Below are 21688 nucleotides of genomic sequence, written 5' to 3'. Positions count from 1 at the left end.
ACCGGTCGGCCACCGCCAGTTCAGCCCAGTGCCTGTGCCGTCTTGATCAGGGCGGCAACGATATCCGGGAAGTCGGCGGTGATATCCGGGCCGATTTCGGGGCCCACGGTGTCGGCGGCGTCGCCGATGATCTCGGTCCGGTAGACGACGCGGGTAAAGCCCTCGCCCGCGGGCTCGAGGCGGTGTTCGGTGACGACGGTGAAATCGCCGCCGTCCATTTCATCGGTGAACAGCTCGCCCGGCTCGATCTCCACCAGACGCAGCCGCACCGTATCGCCGTCGGGCAGCGTCATCGTGAACCCGGTGCCGACCTCGAACGGGCCGTCGATCTCGATCTCGTCGAGACCGTCGTTCCACTCCGGCCAGGCCGCCATATCCGACCAGCACCGCCACAGCGCCTCCGATGCGACCGCAGTTTCGGCGCTGTATTCGTACTCCCACATCCCGCTTGCTCCCAGATACGTCGACACGAACTATCGAGCGAGATCATGTCACTCCCAGCGGGATTCGGCGATGCGGAGTCGGTGCCGCGAGTGTTATCCCTCGGCGGCGTAGTAGCGGCCGCCACGCTGGCGCAGCACCAGGTCGGCACGGTCCCGGGTGCCCGCGATCAGGTCGGCATTGCGTAGATCGCTGTCGTGCACCTTGATTTTCGCGGCGTCCGCGCTCCGCCCACCGCGGATGTGGCGGCGCAGCAGGCGTTGTTCGATGACCTCGCGTTCCACGTCCAGGTACCAGACCTCGTCGAGCAGGTCGCGCACGCCGGACCAGGCGCCCTCGTCCAGCAGCAGGTAATTGCCCTCGGTAATGGCGATCTCGTGCCGGTCGAAGACGACACCGGCCGGGGTCGGTTCCTCGATGGCGCGGTCGAAGGTCGGCCACGGCACCGGCTCGCCGATCGGGGTATCGCGCAGGCGGCGCAGGGCGTCCAGAAAGGCGGTGACATCGAAGGTATGCGGCTCGCCCTTGCGCTCCAGGTCATTCGTCGTGCGCAGCACGGCATTCGGTAGGTGGAAGCCGTCCATCGGCGCGATCTCGGCGCACATCCGACCCGCGCGGTTGTTCAGTTCATCGCGAATCGACTTGGACAGTGTGGATTTACCCGCGCCCGGCGGGCCCGCGATGCCGAGCACATAACGTCGGGCGCAACCCGTCGCCCGGATCCGCAGATGCGCGACGAGCGAGCGCAACGGCATTTCGACGGAAGTCCGTGTCATCGAAACAACCCTACTCAGGCTGCGGCTGCCCGCCGTGAATTTGGGCGTATGGCTATGTAAGTCGGCTATCGAAGTCGCTGTCGGACTTCGGCGGCAAGGTCGGCGGCGGCATCGCGCAGGGCTTCGATGAAGATCTGTCGCGGCTCGGCGTCGCGCGCCTGGTTGTCCTGAATGCCGGGCCGAGCCTTCGAGACATGGACGACGGATGTGGTTCGTACCGCGGCGGGATGATCGATGCGGACCAGGGCAATGCCCTGCGGCAGTACCGGTGCCGCGATTCCGGGGACCACGGTAATGCCCATACCTGCCGCGACCAGCCCGAGTTTGGCGAACCAGTCGCGGGCGACGAAGGCGATCTCCGGCTCCCAGGTGGCGTCGGTCCACGCGCCGAGCAGGGTGCTGCTCGGGTCGGGGCTGCCCGCGATCCAACGCGCACCGCGCAGCTGCTCGGGCGTGACACTCACACGATTTGCCAGCTCATGTTCCGGCGAGACCGCAATGAGCAGCGGGTCGTCCAGCAGTGGCTCGATCTCGGTATCCGCGGGCAGATTCCGAGTCTCGGTCACCACCGCCAGGTCCAGCCGTCCGCGCGTGACCGCGGACAGCAGCCGCGGACTTGTCCCTTCACGCAACGGCACCCGCGCGAGCCGGGGCGCGGTGGCGGCAATGGCCCTGGGCACCAGTGCCGCCATGGCGGTCGAGAACGCGCCGACCCGAAGGGTGGCGGGCGGACGTGCGGCCAGATCGTCGAGTTCCTGACGAACGGATCCGAGTCCGCTGAGCACCGTTTCGGCATGGCGCAGCACGATCCGTCCGGCCTCGGTCACCTGGACGCCCCGCGCATGCCGCTCGAACAGTGCCCGGCCCGCGGCCTGTTCCATGAGCGCGATCTGCCGGGATACCGCCGACTGCGTATATCCCAGATGCTCCGCGGCGGTCGAGAACGATCCGCACCTCGCGGCCTCGCGCACCACGCACAACCCGACGATCGTGAACTCACCCATGCGGTTTACTCATATCAACCATGCAAGACTGTCGCTTGTCGCATGCCTCGACACTACCTAGCGTCGCAGGTATGAGCGCAACCGAGAACAAGAAACTGGTCGAGCGGATCTTCGACGAGATGTCCCGGGGCAATACCCGGGCGATGGCCGAGGCCATGGCCGACGACTTCCGCTGGATCTTCCCCGGAAACTGGTCCTGGTCGCAGATCTGGGAACCGAAGGCAGTTGTGCTGAACGAACTCCTGCGGCCGCTGATGACCCAGTTCACCGAATACCGCAGTACAGCCGAATTCATCATTGCCGAAGAAGACCGCGTGGTGACCCAGGTGCGCGGCCATGGCAGGACCACCAGCGGTGAGCCCTACGAGCAGACCTACTGTTTCATTTTCCGGGTCGCCGACGGTCGGCTCACCGAGGTGATCGAGCACTGCGACACCGCGCTCGTCGAACGGGTGCTGCAACCGCTCTCGCCTGGCACCAGTTAGATCGGGCGGATCCCGCGGTAGAAGGTGACGCGGCCCAGGCGGCGGTGGCGTTGGGACGCGACCACGGCACTGTCGAAGCCGACGGAGCGCAGCAGTTGGGGAATGCCATCGCCGAGATTGTCGGCGGCGTGCTCGTTGTGCAGCATGAGCCGGGCCACCAGGCCGTCGTCCGGCGTGACGGCACCGCCGACATCGACAATGTGCAGGCTGCCGCCGGGGCGCAGCACCCGTAGTGCCTCGGCCAGCGCGGCTGTTTTGATGTCGGTGTCCAAGTGGTGCAGCATCATCGCCGACAGCAGCCGGTCGAACTCCCCCTCCGCATAGGGCAATTCCTGAGCGTAGGCGCGCTCGAACCGAATTCCGTTCAGCCCATGGGCTTTTCGTTCGGCGCGGGCCAGTGCGAGTGGATCGGGATCGGAGCCGATCAGCTCGGCGGCGGGCTGGGCGCGTTTGGCGCGAATCGTCAGATTTCCAGTGCCGCAGCCGATTTCCAGGACACGCTGGCCGGGCGCGAGTTCGGCCTGCGCGACGAGGGTTTCGTGGAGTTTGTGCATGCCGAGCAGCCGGGTGAGCAGATCGTAGCCGGGGAGCAGTGCGTCACGGCCCGCTGCGGGCAGGTAGTCGTGCCGGTTGCCCATGGCATGGATGACGGAATGTGGATGATCTTTGGTCATGGTTCTCATGGTGCCCGCAGATACAGCGGCAGAATTGGGTGATCATCGGCAGAATTAGGACTATTTTCGGTGCTATGACCGAGGCCACCCGGGTGATCAGGCACCGCGACGGCGTTCCGGTGTACGACTATCGGACCGACCAGGTCACGCCGCCGATATCGCTGATGCGATTCGATGAACGCCACACGCCCGGTAATGGCAGTCCGCATATTCACGAATTTCCGGTGCTGGTGTATGTCCGGCCCACCGGGGTGGTGTACGTGGTCGCGGCGGGTCAGGTGATCAAGGCCGCCACCGTGGGCGAGTTCGATGGCGCCGTCGGAGTGTTCTTCGATCCCGCGATGCTCGGCGATGCCGCACGGACGCCTTGGCCGGCCTGGCGCGCGCATCCACTGCTGTTCCCCTTCTTGCACCAACATTCGGGTGGGGTACTCGAGCTGTCGGTACCGGTGCCGCGCAGGCCGCTGTGGGACAACGCGCTCGCCGCCATCGATGCCGAACTGACGCAGCGGCAGGAGGGGTACCGCGAGGCCGCGACCGCACATCTGACGCTGCTGCTCATCGACCTCGCGCGACTGGCCGCCGATGTGGTGGGTGATCTGCGGCGCAGCGGTGAACCGCTGCTCGCCGAGGTATTCGAGGTGATCGACCAGCGGCATACCGCACCACTATCGCTGCGCGATGTGGCGCACGCGGTCGGCATGACGCCCGGACACCTCACCACCGTGGTGCGCCGCCGCACCGGGCGCACCGTGCAGGCCTGGATCACCGAACGGCGGATGGCGGAAGCACGCCGACTGCTGGCCGATACCGATCTGCCGGTCGGCGAGATCGCCCGTCGCGTCGGCATGCCCGATCCGGGCTATTTCACCCGATTGTTCCGGCGCAACCATGGTCTGTCGCCCCGGCAGTGGCGCGACCGGCCCGCGCCGGTCCGAGCCGGTTAGACGGTGTTGCATGCGCCTAATGGGGAGGCCTACGTGGTTACGCATCCGCTGCCTCCTCCGGGCCTTGACCCTTAAACAAGGGCGCGGTCGATGATGGCCGCGGTGTCCACACCGGTGGGCAGGGTGCCGAACGCGATACCCCAGTTGTCGCCGAGGCGGGTGGCGCAGAAGGCATCGGCCACCGCCGGGTGGCCGTGGCGGACCAGCTGCGCACCCTGCAGCACCAGGGCCAGGAGCTCGACAACGCGGCGGGCGCGGTATTCGATTTCGTCGAGGTCGGACAGTTCCTTGCCGACCCGGGCGATGGCGTCGTCGAGCCGGGGGTCGGCTCCCGCCGCGAGCGAGACCTCGTTGAAGAATGCCTCCACGGTTTCGGGCTGGCGGCCCATCGCGCGCAGGGCGTCCAGGGCGGCCACATTGCCGGAGCCTTCCCAGATCGACATCAGCGGAGCCTCGCGATAGAGCCGCGGCATACCGGATTCCTCGGCATAGCCGTTGCCGCCGAAGCATTCCAGGGCCTCGGCCGCATGCGACGGGGCGCGCTTGCAGACCCAGTACTTGGTGACCGCCAAGGCGATTCGACGCAGCGCGGCCTCGGCCGGATCGGTGCTCGCCCGGTCGGTGGCACCGGCCAGGCGCATCATGACCGTGGTCGCGGCATCGGATTCGATAATGAGGTCGGCCAGCACATTGCGCATTGCGGGCTGATCGATCAGCTTGGCCCCGAACACTTCGCGGTGCCGGGCGTGGTGGGCGGCGTAGACGGCGCCCATGCGCATGCCGGTGGCGGAGCCGATGACGCAGTCCAGGCGGGTCATATTGACCATTTCGATAATGGTCTTGACGCCCGCGCCCTCCGCGCCGACCAGCCAGCCGGTGGCATTCTCGTATTCGATCTCCGAGGAGGCATTGGACTTGTTGCCGAGCTTGTCCTTGAGCCGTTGGATCCGAATGGGGTTGCGGGTGTCGTCCGGCAGGACGCGCGGCAGCAGGAAACAGGACAGGCCGCCGGGGGCCTGGGCCAGGGTGAGGAACATATCCGACATGGGCGCCGAGGTGAACCACTTGTGCCCGACGATGCGGTAGCTGCCATCGGGTTGCGGTGTCGCGGTGGTGGTGTTGGCCCGGACGTCGGAGCCGCCCTGCTTCTCGGTCATCGACATGCCCGCGATGAGACCGGCCTTGGTAGACGGTTCACGCAGGCCGAAATCGTAAGTGCGGGAACCGAGTAGCGGTTCGTACTTGGCGGCGAGCTCGCTATTGTGGCGCAGCGCGGGCACCACGGCGTAGGTCATCGAGATCGGGCACATATGTCCGGCGTCGGCCACGCCCCAGGTGTACAACTTGGCCGCGCGGGCGGCGTGGGCGCCCGGCCGGTCGTCGAGCCAGGGCGCGCCGTGCAGTCCGTGTGCCACCGCGACTTTCATGAGTTCGTGCCAGTACGGATGGAACTCGACCTCGTCGATGCGGTTGCCGTAGCGGTCGTGGGTATGCAGGACGGGTGGGTATTCGTTGGCCAGGCGGCCCCACTCCTGCGCTTCGAATCCGCCTGCGAGCGTGCCGAGTTCGCGCACTTCCGGCTCGGCCCAGCCCGCGCCTTCCCGGTGCAGCCCCGCCAGCAGGGCCGGGTTCTTCGAGACATCGAAGGGCACGATGTTCGGAACCTGGTTGAAGACTTCATGCGTCGGCATCGGACACTCCTGAGTGGGATTCATCGCGCGCACCGAGCGCGCGTAATGCGAACCTGATGACTTCGGGCACAACGGATTCGCTGTGCGGTGCGTCGGCCAGCGGGCCGACCAGGACCTCGCCGATGGCGCCGACCAGTGCGGCCGCACTGGTCCTGGCATCCTGTGCGGGCAGTTCGCCGCGCGAAACCCCGTCCGCCACAGCGGATTCGAAGGCCTCGGCGAAGGCGCGGCGGAAGTGCAGGCGCTCGGCGTCGACCACCGCATCGACGGGTTCGACGAGCAGGACGTAGGCAAGTTTCGGATTCTTCAGCGCCCGGCCCGCGAAGGTCTCCACCGCGGCGCTCACCCGCTCGACGGCGGTTCCAGTGGCGGCAGCGGTCGCCACCGCGGTCACCTCGTGCGCGACCACCTTCCGGAATACCGCGCTGACCAGGTCGGCCTTGCCGCTGAAGTTCTTGTAGACCGTTCCGGTGGCCAATCCGGCCTCGGCGGCGACCGCCGCCATGGACAGTCCGGCATAGCCCGCCCGGGACAGCACCTTGGTCGCGGCCTGCACGATCAGCCCCGCCTGCGCATCGAGGCGGGCCTGGACAGCGGGGGTTCTGCGGTAGGCCACACAAGAAGTGAACCACAAATTCATTTCTTGGCACAAGACCACCCCGAACGGCGTATGGTCGTGCTCGTGAGTGTGCGAATCGAACGCAACGGACCCGTGACCACCGTGATCCTGCACCGACCCGAGGCACGCAATGCGGTCGACGGCCCGACCGCCGCGGCCCTAGTCGACGCATTCCGCGAATTCGATGCCGACCCGGATGCGGCGGTCGCGGTGCTGTGGGGCGAGGGCGGCACCTTCTGCGCGGGTGCGGACCTGAAGGGGTTGGGCACCGAGCGCTCCAATCAGGTCACCGAGGACGGCGACGGCCCGATGGGACCGACCCGCATGCGGCTGTCCAAGCCGGTGATCGCCGCGGTCTCCGGATATGCGGTCGCGGGTGGGCTGGAGCTGGCGCTGTGGTGCGATATGCGAGTTGCCGAGCAGGACAGCACATTCGGCGTGTTCTGCCGCCGCTGGGGTGTGCCGCTGATCGACGGCGGCACCATCCGGTTGCCGCGCATCATCGGCACCGGTCGCGCCATGGATTTGATTCTCACCGGCCGCGCCGTCGCCGCGCCGGAGGCACTGCAGATCGGGCTGGTCAATCGGGTGGTGCCGAATGGCCAAGGACGCAGCGCCGCCGAACAACTCGCCGCCGAACTGGCCGCACTGCCACAGACCTGCCTGCGCTCGGACCGGATGTCGCTGCTGGAACAGGACGGCATGGACGAGCAGACCGCCCTGCACAACGAGTACCAGCACGGTCTGCGCGCCCTCGCCGATGGAGCCTTGGATGGTGCCCAGCGATTCGCGGCCGGTGCGGGTCGCCACGGCACGCGTAGCTGAGGGAGCGAGCCCGACGGTGACGGGGCGGCTGAGCGTCGTCGACGAGATCTTCCTGCGCACGCATCGCGGGCTCGGCACCCCGATCGCGCTACAGGGGTTGTGGCGCACCGCCGATCGCGTCGATCCGGAGTTGCTGCGCCGGGTGCACGCGGCGTTGCGCGTCGGCCCGTTGGGGCGCAGGGTGATTCGGTCGCGGATACCGGGTGCGCGTCGCAGTTGGCGACCGAACAGCCGCGCGTATCCACTCGAGTTCACCGAGGGCACGGTCGCTCGCGCGGATCTGCTCACGTGGGCCGACCAGCAGGGCGCGAACCTCGATCCCGAATACGGTCCGGGCTGGCGACTATCCGCCGCCGCGTTGGACGATGGCGGATCGATTGTGTCGCTGACCTGTTCGCATGCGCTCGCCGACGGCAGGGCGCTAGTGCTCGCGGTGGACGATGCGCTCGGCGGCACAAGCTTGACCGCATCGCCGGCGCGGAGCGGGGGTTCGTTCGCGAAATCCACTGCACCAGAACCAGATAGCTCTGACATCACGCCAACGGCTGGAAGCGCGCGGGGCAGGTCGAGTGCGAGCGACACGATGGCGATTTCCAACGCCGACGCGGCGACATCCGCTGCATCAGAACCAGATCGCTCTGACATCGCGGTTGGAAGCGCGCGGGGCAGGTCAAGTGCGAGCGACACGATGACGACTTCCAACGCCGACGCGGCGACATCCGCTGCACCGGAATCGAAGCGTTCTCACGCCACACCAACAGTCGACGGCGCGTCGGGGCGATCGAGTGCGAGCGAACCGATGGCGACATCCCCTTCTGCGGTGACGTCCACTGCACCGGAATCAGATCGGTCCGATAGCGCGCGCACACCTGCCCGCATGGATCAGGTAGCCGAGGTCCGCGCTCCGGATTCGGATTGGTCCGATGCGTGGCGGCAGTGGTCGATCGTGGTACGCGGCACTGTCCGCGCGCTGCGGCACGGGATCCCGGACCGTCCGGCTCGCGAACATGGGCCGTCGATCGATGCGCGCACGCGGGTGCAGGCCGCGCCGACGCACAGCGTCATCGCGCAATGTCCGGCGGCCGACTGGGAGCTGGCCGCCACGGCACAGGGCGGGACGGCCAATAGCCTGTTCATCGCGCTGATCGCGAAGATGCTATGGGCCAGTGGATTTCCAGGAGAGACCATCGATGCCAGTCTTCCGGTCGACACCCGCGACGAGCCACGCGTCGATAACGATCTCGCGATGACCGAGATCAGTATCGATCGCGCCGATACTCCGGCCACGATCCGCGAGAAGTCCCGAATCGCCTACGAGCGACGCATGTCCAGCCCCGGCGAGATACCGGAGGAACTGCTGCAGGTGATTCCGGACCGCTGGGCCTACGCACTATCCAAGGGCGCGGGTGAGCGAGACATCCTGTGCTCCAACATCGGAACCCTCCCCGACTCCCTGCGCGCCCTCGGCCCACACCGCTGCACCGGCGTCGCCGCCCGCGCGATCCACCCCGGCCTCACCGCAGACCACCTCCCCCGCACCCGCCTATCGGGCTACCTGTGCCGCATCGCCGACACCTACACCCTCGCCATCGTCAGCCTCGCCCCCGACCGCATCGACACCCCCAAAACCCTCCGCACCCTGGTCCACGAAACCACAACCCCCCTCTCGCTACCGATCACCATGTGGTGAAACACCGTCCCCACTCCTGCTGCTCGCCGAGCGTAGTGATAAGGCGGTCGGATGCGGCGTGGTCGACCACCATTCGACTGTGCTCGCCGGAACTCCCCGGCCCCAAGGATCGAAACGGCCGAAGCTGTTCGGAGGCCGACGCCGAACAGTGGCCGCGGCCACTTTGTGAGTTACAGGAGTCCATGTAGGACAAGGATTTTCGAGCTCTCCGGTGAGAAATGATCAAGACCTGTGGATGATGGGAAGGACGCACCGTCCCGGATGATCTATCAGTCGGAATCTTGATCATGCCGGCGCGCCAACGCCGTTCGGGATCGCAGCTGCCCGCCATCGCCTGACCCGCTCGGGCACCGGCCCCAAACGGAGACCCGGAGCTCACGGTGTCGGCTCAGTCCGTGTTGTCGGCCAGGCACTTGGCGAAGCCCCCAGCCGCGACGTTGCTGCCGCTCATATCCCTACTCCAGCCGGATAGCGCTCGCCGAGTCCGCGCGTTGGCACCGCGGCGGCAGCATCGTGTGTGGCCGGCAGGTGACGTCGTGGTCGGCGGCAGACGTAGATGAACGCCGGAGGCAGGTTTGCCCACACAGTGCGGCGCGGCAGTACCTCCTCGAAGTGGTCGGTGAGGGAGTGCCGCAAACGGCGTGCGGGCGGCATCCACTGCGTCGAGGTGTAGGCGAAGGTGGTGAACGCCCCGTCCGGGGCGAGGCCGTCGACGATCGCGTCGAGCAGGCTGTCTTGGTGGCCGGGAGCGAACGCGGCCCAGGGGAGACCGCTGACGATCACGTCCGCCTGGCGGTGGCCGTTCGCGGTCATGATCGTCTTCAGGTTTCGCGCGTCGCCGGCGGCCACTGTGACTTGCGGGAATTCCGCTGCCAGACGGTTTGCGAAGCGGTCGTTGATCTCGATGGCGAGGTGGTGGCCGCGCCCCGACAAACGTTGCTGGATCGCGGCGGTGAAGGAACCGGTGCCGGGGCCGAGCTCGAGGACCATCGGTGCACCGGCGAGCGGTATCGGCGAGGTGACGGCCGCCGCCAGAGATGCACTGCTGGGCGCGATCGCGGCGACAGTGCGTGGGGCGCGCAGGAATTCGCGTAGGAATCCGGGGCGGGGGCGATCGGTCATCGGATTTCTCCTGGGATGTGTTGCTCGGTCCAGTTGCCGCTCAGGGCTATTGGGTCACCGCTTCGCGGCATGGGAACGTCACCCCGGTGAGCTCCTCGGAGACGGTCCACAGGCGCTGCTGGACGGCCTGGTCGTGGGAGTCGGGGCTGGAGGTGACCAGCTTCGGGTAACCGCGGATCTCGCCCCGGTTGCCAGGGCCGTAGTACTGGCCGCCGGCGACCGCCGGGTCGGTGGCGGCGCGCAGGGTGGGCAGGGCGCCCATCTCGGGCGTCTGGGTGAGCAGCGGCGCGATCCAGGTGATCGGCAGGCGGAACGCGGCGGGTGAGTTGCGGGTGAGTTCAGTGTTGGACACGCCGGGATGGGCGGCGACCGCGACGGTGGTGCCGTGCGGTGCGAGCCGGCGCTGCAGTTCGTAGGTGAACATCAGGTTGGCGAGTTTGGACTGGCCGTAGGCGGCGGCGCGGCTGTATGAGCGCTCCCATTGCAGGTCGTCGAAGTGGATGGCGGCCCGGATGCGGTGGCCGGTGCTGCTGACCGTCACGACGCGGGAGCCGGGGACGGGCAGCAGCCGGTCCAGCAGCAGGCCGGTGAGGGCGAAGTGGCCGAGGTGGTTAGTGCCGAACTGCAGCTCGAAGCCGTCGGCGGTGGTCTGTCGCGGGGTGTACATCACACCCGCGTTGTTGATCAGAAGGTCGATGCGTGGGCGGGCGGCGCGCAGGTCGGCCGCCGCGGACCGGATCGAGTCCAGGGAGGTCAGGTCGAGGGGCTGGACGGTGACGTCGCCGGTGATGCGGGCGGCTGCCTGCTTACCCTTCTCGACGTCGCGGACGGCCAGGACCACCGCCGCCCCCCGTGCGGCGAGCATCCGGGCGGTCGCGAATCCCAGCCCGGTGTTGGCGCCGGTCACGATCGCCACCCGGCCGTGCTGATCGGGGATGTGTTGCTCGGTCCAGTTGCTGCACATGACATTTCTCCTAAAGTACCGCCGGTCTGTTATGATCCGATCGTAAGAGATCGGCGGTCTCTTGTCAAGGAACCGGTGGTCTTTAAGTTAGGATGAAGGCGTGACATTTCAGCGAGCGCGCAGTGAGGAGCAGAGGGAGATCCGCCGCAAGGTGATCCTGGATACGGCGGCGGAGATGCTCGACGAGATGCCCGTGGCCGAGGTGAGCCTCAACGAGCTCAGCCGCCGGGTGGGCCTGGCCAAGTCGAACGTCCTGCGGTATTTCGAGTCGCGCGAGGCGGTGCTGCTCGAACTGCTGGACGATTTTCTGGAGAGCTGGCTCGCCGAGCTGGCCGATGAGCTGGCCGCGGGCATCGAGGCGCACGCGGCGCCGGAAGTGCGGGCGGGCCAGCTGGCCGAGCTCCTCAGTCGATCGCTAGCGGGCCGGGTGGTCCTGTGCGACCTCTTCGGAGCGCAGGGCGGCGTCCTCGAGCACAACGTCTCGGTCGAGGTGGTCAAGCGACACAAGCGTTCGTCCCTCGCGCGGCTCGCGGACATGACCGAACTCGTGCGCCGCCACGTGCCCGAGCTCGGCGACCGCGCGCAGCTGTTCTGCCTGATGAGCCTGGTCTCGGCGGGTGCCCTGTCGGCATACGTCCCGCCGCCGCCCAGCCTCCTTGCCGCCTACGACGATGAGCCCGCCCTCGGCGTGCTCCACTTGGATATGCGTGAGGCTCTGCGGGACTCCTTCACCTCGACGCTCTTGGGCGTGCTGCCGCGCGCCTGAACCTTTCCGTTTGCTGTGCGCGAAAACGGCCCACGCACGTAGCCCTGCACGCGTTCGCCCGCTCGGCGGCAGGAATTCATCGAGCGGTGCGAACCGGGTCTCGGTAATGCCACCTGTAGGTCCGTGAATTCCGTCGACGGCACAACTCGATTCGCAATGTCCGACCGGAAACCTCTTGGCAGGATCTGACTGGCCGCAAGATCAACGCTGTGGACGCCGAGGGCGCTCACGACCGCGCGGTAGTGCCGAGAGCAGGTCGCTCATGACCGCTTGGTGTCGACGGCGCGGGTGGGTTGAATGGCTTCGGGCGCGTTCGTGTCTTCATAGTCGTTGGGCCAACCGTCTTCGCCGATCTCGATCACGTTGCCGTCCGATGTGTGATGTTTCGGAGCGCTGTTCGTCGGGGCCAATTCGAGCCTGCGCATGGTGTCCTCGTGGAATATCGCAAGGAGATCCCTTACCGAGGGCGCTATTTCGCCACTCCATGGCCGAAGTCCGAACATCGCGTTCACATCCCCGCTTGCGACGAGGGGAGATCCGACATGTTCAGTAGCGCGGACCAGTATTCCTCGCGGACCGCATCCCACAAGTCGCCGTGCTGGGGCAGCAGTTCGCGGGCGTCGACCAGATCGGGATCAGCGTCGAACACGATCGTTCCGGGCTGCGCTCCGGGCAGCGGCGTTCGCGACGGCAGGCTATACGCGGTGAACGCCTCGCCACTGAGCTGAACACGAAGTATGCGAGCAGCACGGTTGACCAGCTGCCACACCGCGACCTTCCCAGCTGGTATCTGCGTGGTGCGCAACGGATTCGACCTCATCGCTGCCTCACGATCGGAATCGCTGAACCCGATGTGGGACAGCGCATCTCGACGCTTAGCCGTTCGGGAGGTGCCCACGCTCGGAGGGCTTCGTGGTAGCGCTCGATCACCTCGGTTGGCACATCGCAGTAGATCCTGTGCTGTGGTCCAAGGAACGCGGCTCGCTGTGGAAGTTCTCGGCTCGGCATGTACCGACCTCCGTGAATCGATGGCTGTTGGGTGCGCCCGGCCCCTGAACAAAACTCCTGAGAGGGAAGGAGATTCGTCTCTCCGGGCGCGCTTCTAGCACACCAGCGACACCCCAGAATGGCATTGTCATTCCGACAATCCCACAGAACTCATGAGAACCCCCACGACAGATGTCATCCTGGCAGGCGATCACTGCCATTTCGAGAGTGCCGAGGAGCTGAAGTGACCGCAGATCCATCCCGAGCCTCATTGCCGCGCCGCCAGTTGGGGCGGTTCATCCGCAGGCAACGCGAGGAGAACACCTCACTCACGCAGGCGGAGGTGGCGCGTCAGATGCAGTGGAGCCACAGCAAGTACTCACGCCTCGAACGCGGCGAACCCGGCAAGGTGCTCGACCGCGATCTGACCGCCCTCGGCGAGGTCCTCGAAATCCCCGAGGGCAAGGTGGCCGCCATGATCGATCTGGCACATCAGGTCGCCGAGAAGACTTGGTACAACACCTTCGATGACCTGATCCGCGAGAACTTCGACGTGTACATGCGACTGGAAACAGATGCGCACGCCATGGGGATCTATCGCCCCGACCTTGTGCCAGGTCTGTTGCAGACGGCCGAATATGCCCGCGCACTCAATCGGATCTACTTCCCCAAGGACTCCGAGGAGGAGCAGGATCGTCGAATCGAGCTGAAGTTGCAGCGCCAGAACATCATTACGCGCAAGAAGTCCCCCGTCGGTGTCGATCTGGTGTTGCACGAGTCGGCGCTGCACTCGATGGTCGGGGACACCGCGATCATGGCAACCCAACTGCGCCACCTTGCCGACATCGGCACCAAGCCGAACATTACGATCCGCGTTCTACCGTTCAAGGCAGGTTTCCCGCTCGGGATGGCGGTAGGCCCGTTCGTCATCCTCGATTTCAAGCCGGACTCGAAGGGCGTCGCCGAACCGACTGTCATTTATGTCGAGAACTTCACCGGTGATGCGTACCTTGAAGGAGAGTCGGACGTCGACAAGTACCGTCGGGCATGCGCGACGATCCAGTATTCCGCGCTGGACGTGGTAGCCAGCAGAAGCCTGCTGCGGCAGGTAGCAAGAAGGGATTCGTGACAGTGGACAAAGACCGCCTGGTGGGGGCTAAGTGGTTCAAGAGCACCCGCAGTGCCGGGAATTCGGAGTGCGTGGAGGTCGCGTTCCTCGATGGGGGCGCGGTCGGGGTTCGGGATTCGAAGAATCCAACTGGCCCGGCACTCATCTTCACACCCGGCGAATGGGACGCCTTCACCGCAGGCGTTACCGACGGCGAGTTCAACCGTCCATAGTTCTCTGCGAGAACAGACGGTCAGGCCCGATCCGCTCGTTCGGATCGGGCCTTTTCGTATCCGCAGGACTGCGTGCCCGGCGTGATCGGAACGATCACGAGGTGGTGATCGAGGCGATGTCGAGTCGATCGAGCACATCTTGCGGCACCTCGATGCCCGGTTCCAGATCACCCGAAGAGATTGGGGCGTCCCAGATCTGACGCATGGGCAGAACGCCCGCCCACACACCGCCGGTCTCGATATCCGCGGCATCGTCCTTCGGGCCGCCGGTCCGCACCTTCACCGAGGCCTCGGTCAGATCGAGCGCGAGCACCATCGTGGCGGCCATTTCCTTCTTGTTCGGCCACCGCACCCGATCCCACGCCCCGGGCGCGGCGTGTTCGACGATCACCCGCAGCGCGTGCATGCACTCGTCGGCGTCGGTGAGTTCGACCGCACGGCCGCGCACCACCGCCGAGCGGTAGTTCGCGGAGAAGTGCATGGCCGAGCGGGCGTAGACGATGCCGTCGACCAGGGTGACCGCGATGGAGATATCGCCGGTCAGCGCCGCCCGCAGATTTCCGGCACCGGTCGAGCCGTGCAGATACAGCGTGTCGCCGTCGCGGCCGTAGACGGTCGGGAGTACCACCGGGCTGTCGCCGAGCAGCACGCCGAGGTGGCAGACGAGTCCGGCGTCGAGGACCGCGTCGAGTTCGGCCCGGTCGGTCCGGCCGCGCTCCTTGGAGCGGGTCAGGGTGGTGCGCGGGGTCGGCGAAAGTGGCGGCCGAGAGCTGATCGACTTCGTCATACTTCTAGCGTGGAGGTGAAAGTGGCATTCTGAAATAGCCAATTCATGGAAATTTGAACAGTCCAATTTCGGGAGGTGGGCGATGCTGGATGAACTTCCACTGATTCTCGACCGCGACGCTGACCAGCCATTATCGGTGCAGGTCGCGGAGGGTCTGCGGGCCGCGGCGAGCTCCGGCCTGCTGCGCGCGGCGGACCGGCTGCCCTCCTCACGCGCGCTGGCCCAGCGCCTCGGCGTGAGCCGCACGGTGGTCGCCGCGGCCTACGACCAATTGCATGCGGAGGGCTGGATCGCGAGCCGCCGCGGTTCGGGCACCTACCTGACGACCGCCCCCACCGAAGCGCCCGCCCGGCCGAGCCCGCGCGCTACTGCCGAGCACCCGCCGGAACTGCTCGACCTCGGCCCGGGCGCACCATGCATCGAAGCGATCGATCAGGCGGCATGGCGACGCGCCTGGCGCGCGGCCGCGGACGACTCCCCCATCGTGCGCAAGGACCGCGGCGGCGAGCCGGACTACCGCGCGGCGGTCGCCGAACACCTGCTGCGCCACCGCGGTCTCGGCGCGGGCAGCAAGACCGTGGTGCTCGCGACGGCCGGAACCAGTTCTGCCGTAGTCGAGTTCGCGGCCGCACTGCTGCGCCCCGGCGACACCATCGCCATGGAAGATCCCGGCTACCAGCGCGCGGCGGGCGCATTCCTCGCGGCTGGTGTCCGGGTGATCCCGGTGCCGATCGATGCCGACGGTCTGCGCGTCGACCGACTGCCGGACGGTATCAAGGCCGTGTACTGCACTCCGGCACACCAATTTCCACTCGGCACTCGCATGCAGGCGTCACGTCGCGTACAACTCGTCGAATTCGCCAGGCGCGCGGGCGTACTCATCATCGAGGACGACTACGACGGCGAATTGCGCTACGACACTGCCCCTTTGCCGCTGCTGGCCGCCATGGCCCCGGATGTCGTCGTCCATCTCGGCACCACGAGCAAGATCTTCTCGCCGATCTTGGGCGTCGGCTGGCTCGTCGCCGCCCCGGATATCACCGAAGCCGTTGTTGCGCATCGCGAACGAACCGGCACGGGCCCGAGCCCCGCCGGCCAACGAGTACTCGCCGAATTCGCCCGCCACGGCGATCTCGCGCGACACCTGCGTCGACTGCGCCGTACCGTGGCCCCGCGCCGAGCCCTGGTCGTGGACGAACTACGCCGCCGCGGACTCGAAATACTCGGCGACGATGCCGGTTCACACGTGGTGGTGCCACTGGATTCGGCCGAAGCCGAACAGCGTGCCGTGGCCGTGGGTCGAGCGCGCGGTGTGGCGCTCGACGGGTTGTCGCGCCACCACCTTGCGGCACAACAACATCCACTCGCCACGGCAGCTGGTCCGCATACCTTCGGAATCGCCCTCGGCTACACCGCACTGAGCTGGAACGAGCTGACCACCGCCATTCCGATTGCCGGAGAATGCCTGCAGTCTCAGGTTCAGCCGAACAGTCGGGCGACGAACGGCACGCTGTCCGGTAGCGAACCCGCGACGGTCGCGTTGTGATCCAGGCCGACATAGATGTGGACCTCGGGCCGGACGCCATTGGCCTGCAGGTCGGCGACCAGCTTCGCGGTCAACGGCGCGGGCACATCGGTGTCATTGGTGCCCTGGCCGATGAACAGCGGGCGATCGTATCCGGTCATCGGCACATCCATTATCGGACGTGCGGTCGTGGCGAAGTCGCCGTCCGAAAGTGGCCGGGAGAACAGCTGATCCAGGGTGACGCCCTCGGCGCGCTGGGCCAGGGGTGTGAAGCACAGCGTCTGGGCCGCGTCGACCAATTCCTTGCCGACGGGGGTGAGGTAGCTGTCCAGGTCGAAGTCCGGGCGTGCCGCCTTCAACCCGTTCATCACATATGTCGCGTAGGCGGTCAGATGCGACGACTGGATCTTCGGTGTCGACGGGCCGACCAACGTGGACGCGTCGACGATATTCGAAGCGGGTCCGGTGGCGACCGCACCGCGATAGTCGAGCTCCGGACCATATTTCGTGGCCAACGACGCGGTGAACACCGCCGCCCCGCCGCCCTGGGACTGACCGATGGCCACCCATTTCGACGAAAACGAGTCGTCGACGGCGCGGGCGGCGCGCACCATGTCGATCGCGGCATGCGCCTCGGCGCGACCATCGAGATAGGCGTGCACTCCGGGTGTGCCCAGTCCGATGTAATCGGTTGCCACGATGGCATAGCCCTGCCGCAGCCAGGTGGCCAGATAGTTCTTGTCGCGCTCGGAGCGGCCCGCCGTCGACGGGGCGCAATCATCGCCGACGCCGGCGGTTCCGTGTTCCCATGACAGCACCGGCCAGCCGCCGGGTGGGGGCGTACCCACTGGGAGGAAGATCGCGCCGGTCGATTGGGCGGGGCGGTCGTCGGAGTCGCGGGTCCAGTAGGTGAGTCGCCGCGCGGATCCGGTGCCCGCGAGCCAGAGGTCCGATGGCAGCGCCTCGTCGCGCACCACCGTTCCCGGCGCCGGTCCGGCCGGATCCGCCTGGGCGGTCGCGGCCAAGGAGCCGGTCAGGATGGCCGCCGTGGCCAGGGTGATCAGAGTGCGACGCATCGACACTTCCTATCGCTCGGAGCTGCTGTCTCAATGAGACACTTTAATCAGACTAAGCTAGAAAGTGTCACTTTGAGACAGATATATTCGGGAGGGTGCATGGAGCAGAGCGGTCTGCGTGAGAAGGAGAAGGCCCGACTGCGCCGAGAGCTGATCGAGACCGCGCTGCGCCTGTTCGAGCGGCAGGGTTTCGAGCAGACCACCGTGCAGCAGATCGCCGATGCCGTGCAGGTTTCGCGGCGCACCTTCCACCGTCACTTCCCCTCCAAGATGGCCGTGGTGTTCGCGCACGAGGAAGATCTGATGACGCAACTGCTTTCGGCACTCGAGCACCGACCGGTCACCGAATCCGCGCTCACCGCAATGCGTTCGGCGATCCAGGAGCTACTGCTCGACGAATCCGAGGCGGCGCTGCGCCGTCATCAGGCCGATACCGCCCGCCGCGCCCGTCATCTGCTGGTCACCAATCCCGAACTGCGCCAAGAGAATTTCACCGGGGCGATGAGCCGCAAACATGCCCTCGCCCAGTTCCTCGCCGAGCGTTCCGGACTGCCCGACTCCGATTTACGCCCCCAACTCGTGGCCGCCACTTGTTTCGCCGCCTTCGGCGTCGGCCTCGACAACTGGATGCTCGGCACCGACCATTCGATCGCGGCGCTGTACGAAATCCTGGACAGCATCGTGGCCGCGCTGCAGCAAGGTATCGATGTGCCGGCGGCCGATGCCGGATCGCACCGAACCTTCGGATCGCCAACGTGGTCGTAGCATGGTCCCCATGACCGAACAGGACATCCTGGCGCGTATCAAAAAGTTGGTCGACCGCGAGCACGACTTGCGGTCGCGGGCAACGGCCGGGGCCGTCGATCCGGTGACCGAGCGGCAGCAGCTCGCCGAACTCGAAGTCATGCTCGATCAGGCCTGGGATCTGCTGCGGCAGCGCAGGGCGCGGATCGAGGCGGGCGGCGCACCGGAGGACGCGCAGGAGAATCCGGCCCGTCAGGTCGAGGGTTATCTGCAGTGACCTCGGACGCCGCCGCCGACTATGACGTCATCGTGATCGGCGGTGGGCCCGCTGGCGAGAACGCCGCCGCCTACGCCATCGCGGGGACCGAGCGCACCGCCGCGATCGTGGAGCGGGAATTGGTCGGCGGTGAATGCTCATATTGGGCCTGTATGCCGAGCAAGGCGCTGCTGCGACCGGCGCATGTGCTGTCCGGTGCGAAGGCCATGGCCGGGATCGCCGCGAGCGGACTCGATGTCGACGCAGTGTTGAAACGCCGTGACGCCTTCACGCACAAGCACGATGACCGCTCGCAGGTCGACTGGGCCGCGAACACCGGTATCGATGTGGTGCGCGGAACCGGACGGCTCGCGGGCGAGCGACTGGTCGAGGTCGGCGGACGACTGCTGCGCGCCCGGCACGCGGTGGTGCTGGCCACCGGGACCAAGGCCGCGGTGCCCGATATCCCCGGACTGCGTGACGCGCTGCCGTGGATTTCCCGGGATGCCACCAATCTGCACGAGGTCCCACGCCGGGTGGTGATCATCGGCGGCGGTGTGGTCGCCTGTGAGGCGGCCACCTGGTTGGCCGCACTCGGCGCAAGCGAGATCACCATGCTGGTGCGCGGTGACGCGCTGCTGGGCAATGCCGAACCGTTCGCACGCGAACGGGTGACCGCGGCGCTGTCCGCTGCCGGTGTGCAGATCCGATTCGGCACCCAACCCACGCGCGTGGAGCGCGCCGAGGCGAAGGACACCGGCGAGGGGTGGATCCACGGCGGCGCCGTCACCGTTCGGATCGGCGAGACCGAGATCGAGGCCGATGAGATCCTGGTCGCCGCCGGGCGCGGACCGGCGACGGCGGAACTCGGCTTGGACGCGGTCGGACTCGCCGACGGCTACGTCGAGGTGGACGACCGGCTGACGGTGCTCGGCATCGACGGCGAGTGGCTGTACGCGGTCGGCGATGTGAATCATCGTGCCGCGCTGACCCATATGGGCAAATACCAGGCCAGGGTGTGTGGTGATGTCATCGCGGCACGGGCCGAGGGGCGCGCGCTGTCGGATGTGCGCTACGCCGCGACCGCCGATCACGGGCAGGTGCCGCAGGTGGTGTTCACCGCGCCGGAGGTCGCCTCGGTCGGGCTGACCGAGGCCGCGGCACGCAAAGCGGGCTACCCGGTCGAAACCGTGGAGATCGATATCGCGGTCGCCGGATCGTCCTTGGCTCGGGATGACTACTCGGGGCGCGCGAAGATCGTCATCGATACCGCCACCGATACCCTGCTCGGCGCCACCTTCGTCGGTCCGGAGGTCGGTGAGCTGCTGCACGCGGCGACCGTCGCCGTGGTCGGCAAGGTGCCGCTGGCCACGCTGTGGCACGCGGTGCCCGCCTACCCGACGGTGAGCGAGCTCTGGTTGCGCCTGTTGGAGGCCCGCCGCTCCTAGTTACCATCGGAAAGATGTCCGATATCACGACCGCCGACGGAGTTGTCCGCGGTTACCGCGGCCGCCGCGTACTGCGCTGGCGCTCACTGCCCTACGCCGCCGCACCGGTCGGTGACCTGCGATTTCGAGCGCCGCAGCCGGTGCGGCCGTGGACCGGTGTGCGCGAGGCGACCACCTTCGGATTCGCCGCGATGCAGCACCGCACCGGTGCGCGGATCGGACCGCGCCGGTACCAGCCGACCAGTGAAGACGCCCTGACACTGAATGTCGTCGCGCCGATCGAACCGTCCGCGACGCCGCGGCCGGTCATGGTGTTCATTCACGGCGGCGGCTATCTGATCGGCACCTCGGCGCTTGGCCTGTACTCCGGTGCCCGGCTCGCGGTGCGCGGCGATGTGATCGTGGTGTCGTTGAATTACCGGCTCGGTGCGTTCGGATATGTCGATTTCGGTGAGTTCGGTACGCCCGAGCGGCCTTTCGAGGCCAATCTCGGGCTGCGCGATCAGGTCGCGGCGCTCGAGTGGGTGCAGCGCAATATCGCCGCATTCGGCGGTGATCCGAACAATGTCACCATTTTCGGCGAATCGGCGGGCGCACATTCGGTGCTATCGCTGCTGGCCACGCCCGTGGCCAAGGGGCTGTTCCAGCGCGGCATCGCGCAGAGCCCACCGGCCGATTGGGGTATGTCCGGCGAGGATGCGCGCGCCTTCGCCCGCCGGTGCGTCGAAGCGCTCGGCGCCACCCCCGATACCGCGGCCGAGGCGCTGATCACGGCCGGTGCCAACGATATTCGCCGCGCGGTCGACCAGATGAGCGGGAAAGTGCTGCGGGAGCGCCCCGGGCTGTTCCCGATCGCGCCGGTCGTCGACGGCGAATATCTGACACAGTCGCCGATCGACGCCATCACCAGCGGTGCCGCACACCAGGTTCCGCTGATCATCGGCACGAATCGCGATGAGGGCACACTATTCGCGAAATTCGCCGATGAACTGCCGACCACTCCGTCCCGCATGCACGCCCTGCTGACCCGCGCGGGCGGTGCCGAACTCGAATCCCGGGTGATCGCGGCCTATCCCGGTTATCCCGATGCGAAGATCGCCGTTCGCGCCGGTGGCGACTATGTCTTCTGGCGTCCCTCGGTCACCGTCGCGGCGGGCCACAGTCGCTACGCCCCGACCTATACCTACCGCTATGACTTCGCACCGCGCGCATTGCGGCTCGCCGGTATCGGCGCGACCCACGCAACGGACCTGATCCCGGTTTTCGGCGCCGCCGACTCCCCGTTCGGCCGCGCCATTACCGCAGCGGGCGGGCGGCGTGGACTGGTATCGGTCACCCATCAGTTCCAGGACAACTGGCTCGCCTTCGCCCGCACCGGCCGACCGCTGCCATCCTGGCCCGCCTATACCGAAGACCGACGCACCACATTGATCATCGACGACATCACCCGCCTGGAGAACGATCCGGATCGCGCCAAACGCATTGCCTGGCAGGGAATCCCGGTGCCGACGCTGATCTGA

Annotated in this window: 24 protein-coding genes; 12 read left to right on the top strand and 12 right to left on the bottom strand. The window is 66.9% G+C overall.

Annotated features, from left to right (window positions below):
- Positions 1-20: 20 nt before the first annotated feature.
- From ABZW16_RS18765 to ABZW16_RS18755, 3 genes are all read right to left on the bottom strand, one after another.
- Positions 21-443 carry an SRPBCC family protein gene (locus tag ABZW16_RS18765; RefSeq protein ID WP_354957178.1) on the bottom strand — a complete coding sequence of 141 codons (423 nt, stop codon included), beginning with the start codon at positions 441-443 and terminating at the stop codon, positions 21-23.
- A 93-nt stretch (positions 444-536) separates the two neighbouring features.
- Entirely contained in the window at positions 537-1217 is a 681-nt protein-coding gene (locus ABZW16_RS18760) for a nucleoside/nucleotide kinase family protein (protein WP_354957177.1), read from the bottom strand.
- A 65-nt stretch (positions 1218-1282) separates the two neighbouring features.
- Positions 1283-2221: a LysR family transcriptional regulator gene (locus ABZW16_RS18755; RefSeq protein ID WP_354957176.1), complete on the bottom strand. Its 939-nt coding sequence runs from the start codon at positions 2219-2221 to the stop codon at positions 1283-1285.
- Between the two features lie 71 nt (positions 2222-2292).
- Here ABZW16_RS18755 and ABZW16_RS18750 point away from each other — a divergent pair, with 71 nt between their 5' ends.
- Positions 2293-2706, top strand: coding sequence for a nuclear transport factor 2 family protein (locus tag ABZW16_RS18750; protein ID WP_354957175.1), 414 nt, complete (start codon positions 2293-2295; stop codon positions 2704-2706).
- On the opposite strand, the gene ABZW16_RS18745 is transcribed toward ABZW16_RS18750, so the two are convergent.
- Positions 2703-3380, bottom strand: coding sequence for a class I SAM-dependent methyltransferase (locus ABZW16_RS18745; protein WP_354957174.1), 678 nt, complete (start codon positions 3378-3380; stop codon positions 2703-2705). The two genes, ABZW16_RS18750 and ABZW16_RS18745, sit on opposite strands and share 4 nt — an antisense overlap.
- 74 nt (positions 3381-3454) lie before the next feature.
- Between ABZW16_RS18745 and ABZW16_RS18740 the strand changes: the two genes are divergently transcribed.
- A complete protein-coding gene (locus tag ABZW16_RS18740) occupies positions 3455-4327 on the top strand; it encodes a helix-turn-helix transcriptional regulator (protein ID WP_354957173.1) in 873 nt (290 codons plus the stop codon).
- 71 nt (positions 4328-4398) lie between these two features.
- On the opposite strand, the gene ABZW16_RS18735 is transcribed toward ABZW16_RS18740, so the two are convergent.
- Both ABZW16_RS18735 and ABZW16_RS18730 read right to left on the bottom strand, forming a co-directional pair.
- Positions 4399-6018 carry an acyl-CoA dehydrogenase family protein gene (locus ABZW16_RS18735; protein WP_354957172.1) on the bottom strand — a complete coding sequence of 540 codons (1620 nt, stop codon included), beginning with the start codon at positions 6016-6018 and terminating at the stop codon, positions 4399-4401.
- Complete coding sequence (locus tag ABZW16_RS18730; RefSeq protein WP_354957171.1) at positions 6005-6634, bottom strand: TetR/AcrR family transcriptional regulator; 630 nt, start codon at positions 6632-6634, stop codon at positions 6005-6007. The genes ABZW16_RS18735 and ABZW16_RS18730 overlap by 14 nt, the downstream gene beginning before the upstream one ends.
- Before the next feature lie 54 nt (positions 6635-6688).
- Here ABZW16_RS18730 and ABZW16_RS18725 point away from each other — a divergent pair, with 54 nt between their 5' ends.
- Positions 6689-7462 (top strand): crotonase/enoyl-CoA hydratase family protein, encoded by a 774-nt coding sequence (locus ABZW16_RS18725; RefSeq protein ID WP_354957197.1) that lies wholly within the window; start codon positions 6689-6691, stop codon positions 7460-7462.
- An 877-nt stretch (positions 7463-8339) separates the two neighbouring features.
- On the top strand, positions 8340-9152 hold the full coding sequence (locus ABZW16_RS18720; protein WP_354957170.1) for a hypothetical protein: 813 nt from the start codon (positions 8340-8342) through the stop codon (positions 9150-9152).
- A 447-nt stretch (positions 9153-9599) separates the two neighbouring features.
- Here the strand turns inward: ABZW16_RS18720 and ABZW16_RS18715 are convergent, their stop codons facing one another.
- Together ABZW16_RS18715 and ABZW16_RS18710 are read right to left on the bottom strand one after the other, a co-directional pair.
- The gene (locus tag ABZW16_RS18715) at positions 9600-10274 is read right to left on the bottom strand and encodes a methyltransferase domain-containing protein (protein WP_354957169.1); all 675 of its coding nucleotides are present in this window, start codon (positions 10272-10274) and stop codon (positions 9600-9602) included.
- A 46-nt stretch (positions 10275-10320) separates the two neighbouring features.
- Positions 10321-11238, bottom strand: a complete 918-nt coding sequence (locus ABZW16_RS18710) for an SDR family NAD(P)-dependent oxidoreductase (protein ID WP_354957168.1) — start codon at positions 11236-11238, stop codon at positions 10321-10323.
- Positions 11239-11338: 100 nt separating this feature from the next.
- Between ABZW16_RS18710 and ABZW16_RS18705 the strand changes: the two genes are divergently transcribed.
- The gene (locus ABZW16_RS18705; protein WP_354957167.1) at positions 11339-12004 is read left to right on the top strand and encodes a TetR family transcriptional regulator; all 666 of its coding nucleotides are present in this window, start codon (positions 11339-11341) and stop codon (positions 12002-12004) included.
- Positions 12005-12264: 260 nt separating this feature from the next.
- Here the strand turns inward: ABZW16_RS18705 and ABZW16_RS18700 are convergent, their stop codons facing one another.
- Together ABZW16_RS18700 and ABZW16_RS18695 are read right to left on the bottom strand one after the other, a co-directional pair.
- Positions 12265-12429, bottom strand: a complete 165-nt coding sequence (locus ABZW16_RS18700) for a hypothetical protein (protein WP_354957166.1) — start codon at positions 12427-12429, stop codon at positions 12265-12267.
- Positions 12430-12512: 83 nt separating this feature from the next.
- Positions 12513-12824, bottom strand: coding sequence for a hypothetical protein (locus ABZW16_RS18695; protein ID WP_354957165.1), 312 nt, complete (start codon positions 12822-12824; stop codon positions 12513-12515).
- A gap of 411 nt (positions 12825-13235) precedes the next feature.
- On the opposite strand from ABZW16_RS18695, the gene ABZW16_RS18690 reads away from it, so the two are divergent.
- Together ABZW16_RS18690 and ABZW16_RS18685 are read left to right on the top strand one after the other, a co-directional pair.
- Positions 13236-14120, top strand: coding sequence for a helix-turn-helix transcriptional regulator (locus tag ABZW16_RS18690; RefSeq protein ID WP_354957164.1), 885 nt, complete (start codon positions 13236-13238; stop codon positions 14118-14120).
- Entirely contained in the window at positions 14117-14332 is a 216-nt protein-coding gene (locus tag ABZW16_RS18685; RefSeq protein ID WP_354957163.1) for a DUF397 domain-containing protein, read from the top strand. Before ABZW16_RS18690 ends, ABZW16_RS18685 begins: the two co-directional genes overlap by 4 nt.
- 94 nt (positions 14333-14426) lie before the next feature.
- Here the strand turns inward: ABZW16_RS18685 and ABZW16_RS18680 are convergent, their stop codons facing one another.
- Positions 14427-15119 carry a pyridoxamine 5'-phosphate oxidase family protein gene (locus tag ABZW16_RS18680; RefSeq protein ID WP_354957162.1) on the bottom strand — a complete coding sequence of 231 codons (693 nt, stop codon included), beginning with the start codon at positions 15117-15119 and terminating at the stop codon, positions 14427-14429.
- 82 nt (positions 15120-15201) lie between these two features.
- Between ABZW16_RS18680 and ABZW16_RS18675 the strand changes: the two genes are divergently transcribed.
- Positions 15202-16665 (top strand): PLP-dependent aminotransferase family protein, encoded by a 1464-nt coding sequence (locus tag ABZW16_RS18675; RefSeq protein ID WP_354957161.1) that lies wholly within the window; start codon positions 15202-15204, stop codon positions 16663-16665.
- On the opposite strand, the gene ABZW16_RS18670 is transcribed toward ABZW16_RS18675, so the two are convergent.
- Positions 16599-17720 (bottom strand): lipase family protein, encoded by a 1122-nt coding sequence (locus ABZW16_RS18670; RefSeq protein ID WP_354957160.1) that lies wholly within the window; start codon positions 17718-17720, stop codon positions 16599-16601. The two genes, ABZW16_RS18675 and ABZW16_RS18670, sit on opposite strands and share 67 nt — an antisense overlap.
- Positions 17721-17819: 99 nt before the next feature.
- Between ABZW16_RS18670 and ABZW16_RS18665 the strand changes: the two genes are divergently transcribed.
- Genes ABZW16_RS18665 through ABZW16_RS18650 form a run of 4 tightly spaced genes read left to right on the top strand, consistent with a single transcriptional unit; the run spans position 17820 to position 21688 of the window.
- Positions 17820-18485 carry a TetR family transcriptional regulator gene (locus tag ABZW16_RS18665; protein ID WP_354957159.1) on the top strand — a complete coding sequence of 222 codons (666 nt, stop codon included), beginning with the start codon at positions 17820-17822 and terminating at the stop codon, positions 18483-18485.
- A 10-nt stretch (positions 18486-18495) separates the two neighbouring features.
- Positions 18496-18741 carry a DUF2630 family protein gene (locus tag ABZW16_RS18660; RefSeq protein ID WP_354957158.1) on the top strand — a complete coding sequence of 82 codons (246 nt, stop codon included), beginning with the start codon at positions 18496-18498 and terminating at the stop codon, positions 18739-18741.
- Positions 18738-20168: an NAD(P)/FAD-dependent oxidoreductase gene (locus ABZW16_RS18655; protein ID WP_354957157.1), complete on the top strand. Its 1431-nt coding sequence runs from the start codon at positions 18738-18740 to the stop codon at positions 20166-20168. The genes ABZW16_RS18660 and ABZW16_RS18655 overlap by 4 nt, the downstream gene beginning before the upstream one ends.
- A 14-nt stretch (positions 20169-20182) precedes the next feature.
- Positions 20183-21688 (top strand): carboxylesterase/lipase family protein, encoded by a 1506-nt coding sequence (locus tag ABZW16_RS18650; RefSeq protein ID WP_354957156.1) that lies wholly within the window; start codon positions 20183-20185, stop codon positions 21686-21688.

Origin of the sequence: Nocardia sp. NPDC004604, from assembly GCF_040609795.1 — a bacterium.
Taxonomy (GTDB): Bacteria; Actinomycetota; Actinomycetes; order Mycobacteriales; family Mycobacteriaceae; genus Nocardia.
Note: the sequence above shows the minus strand (reverse complement) of the source record. Positions and strands in the feature narration are given on the sequence as shown.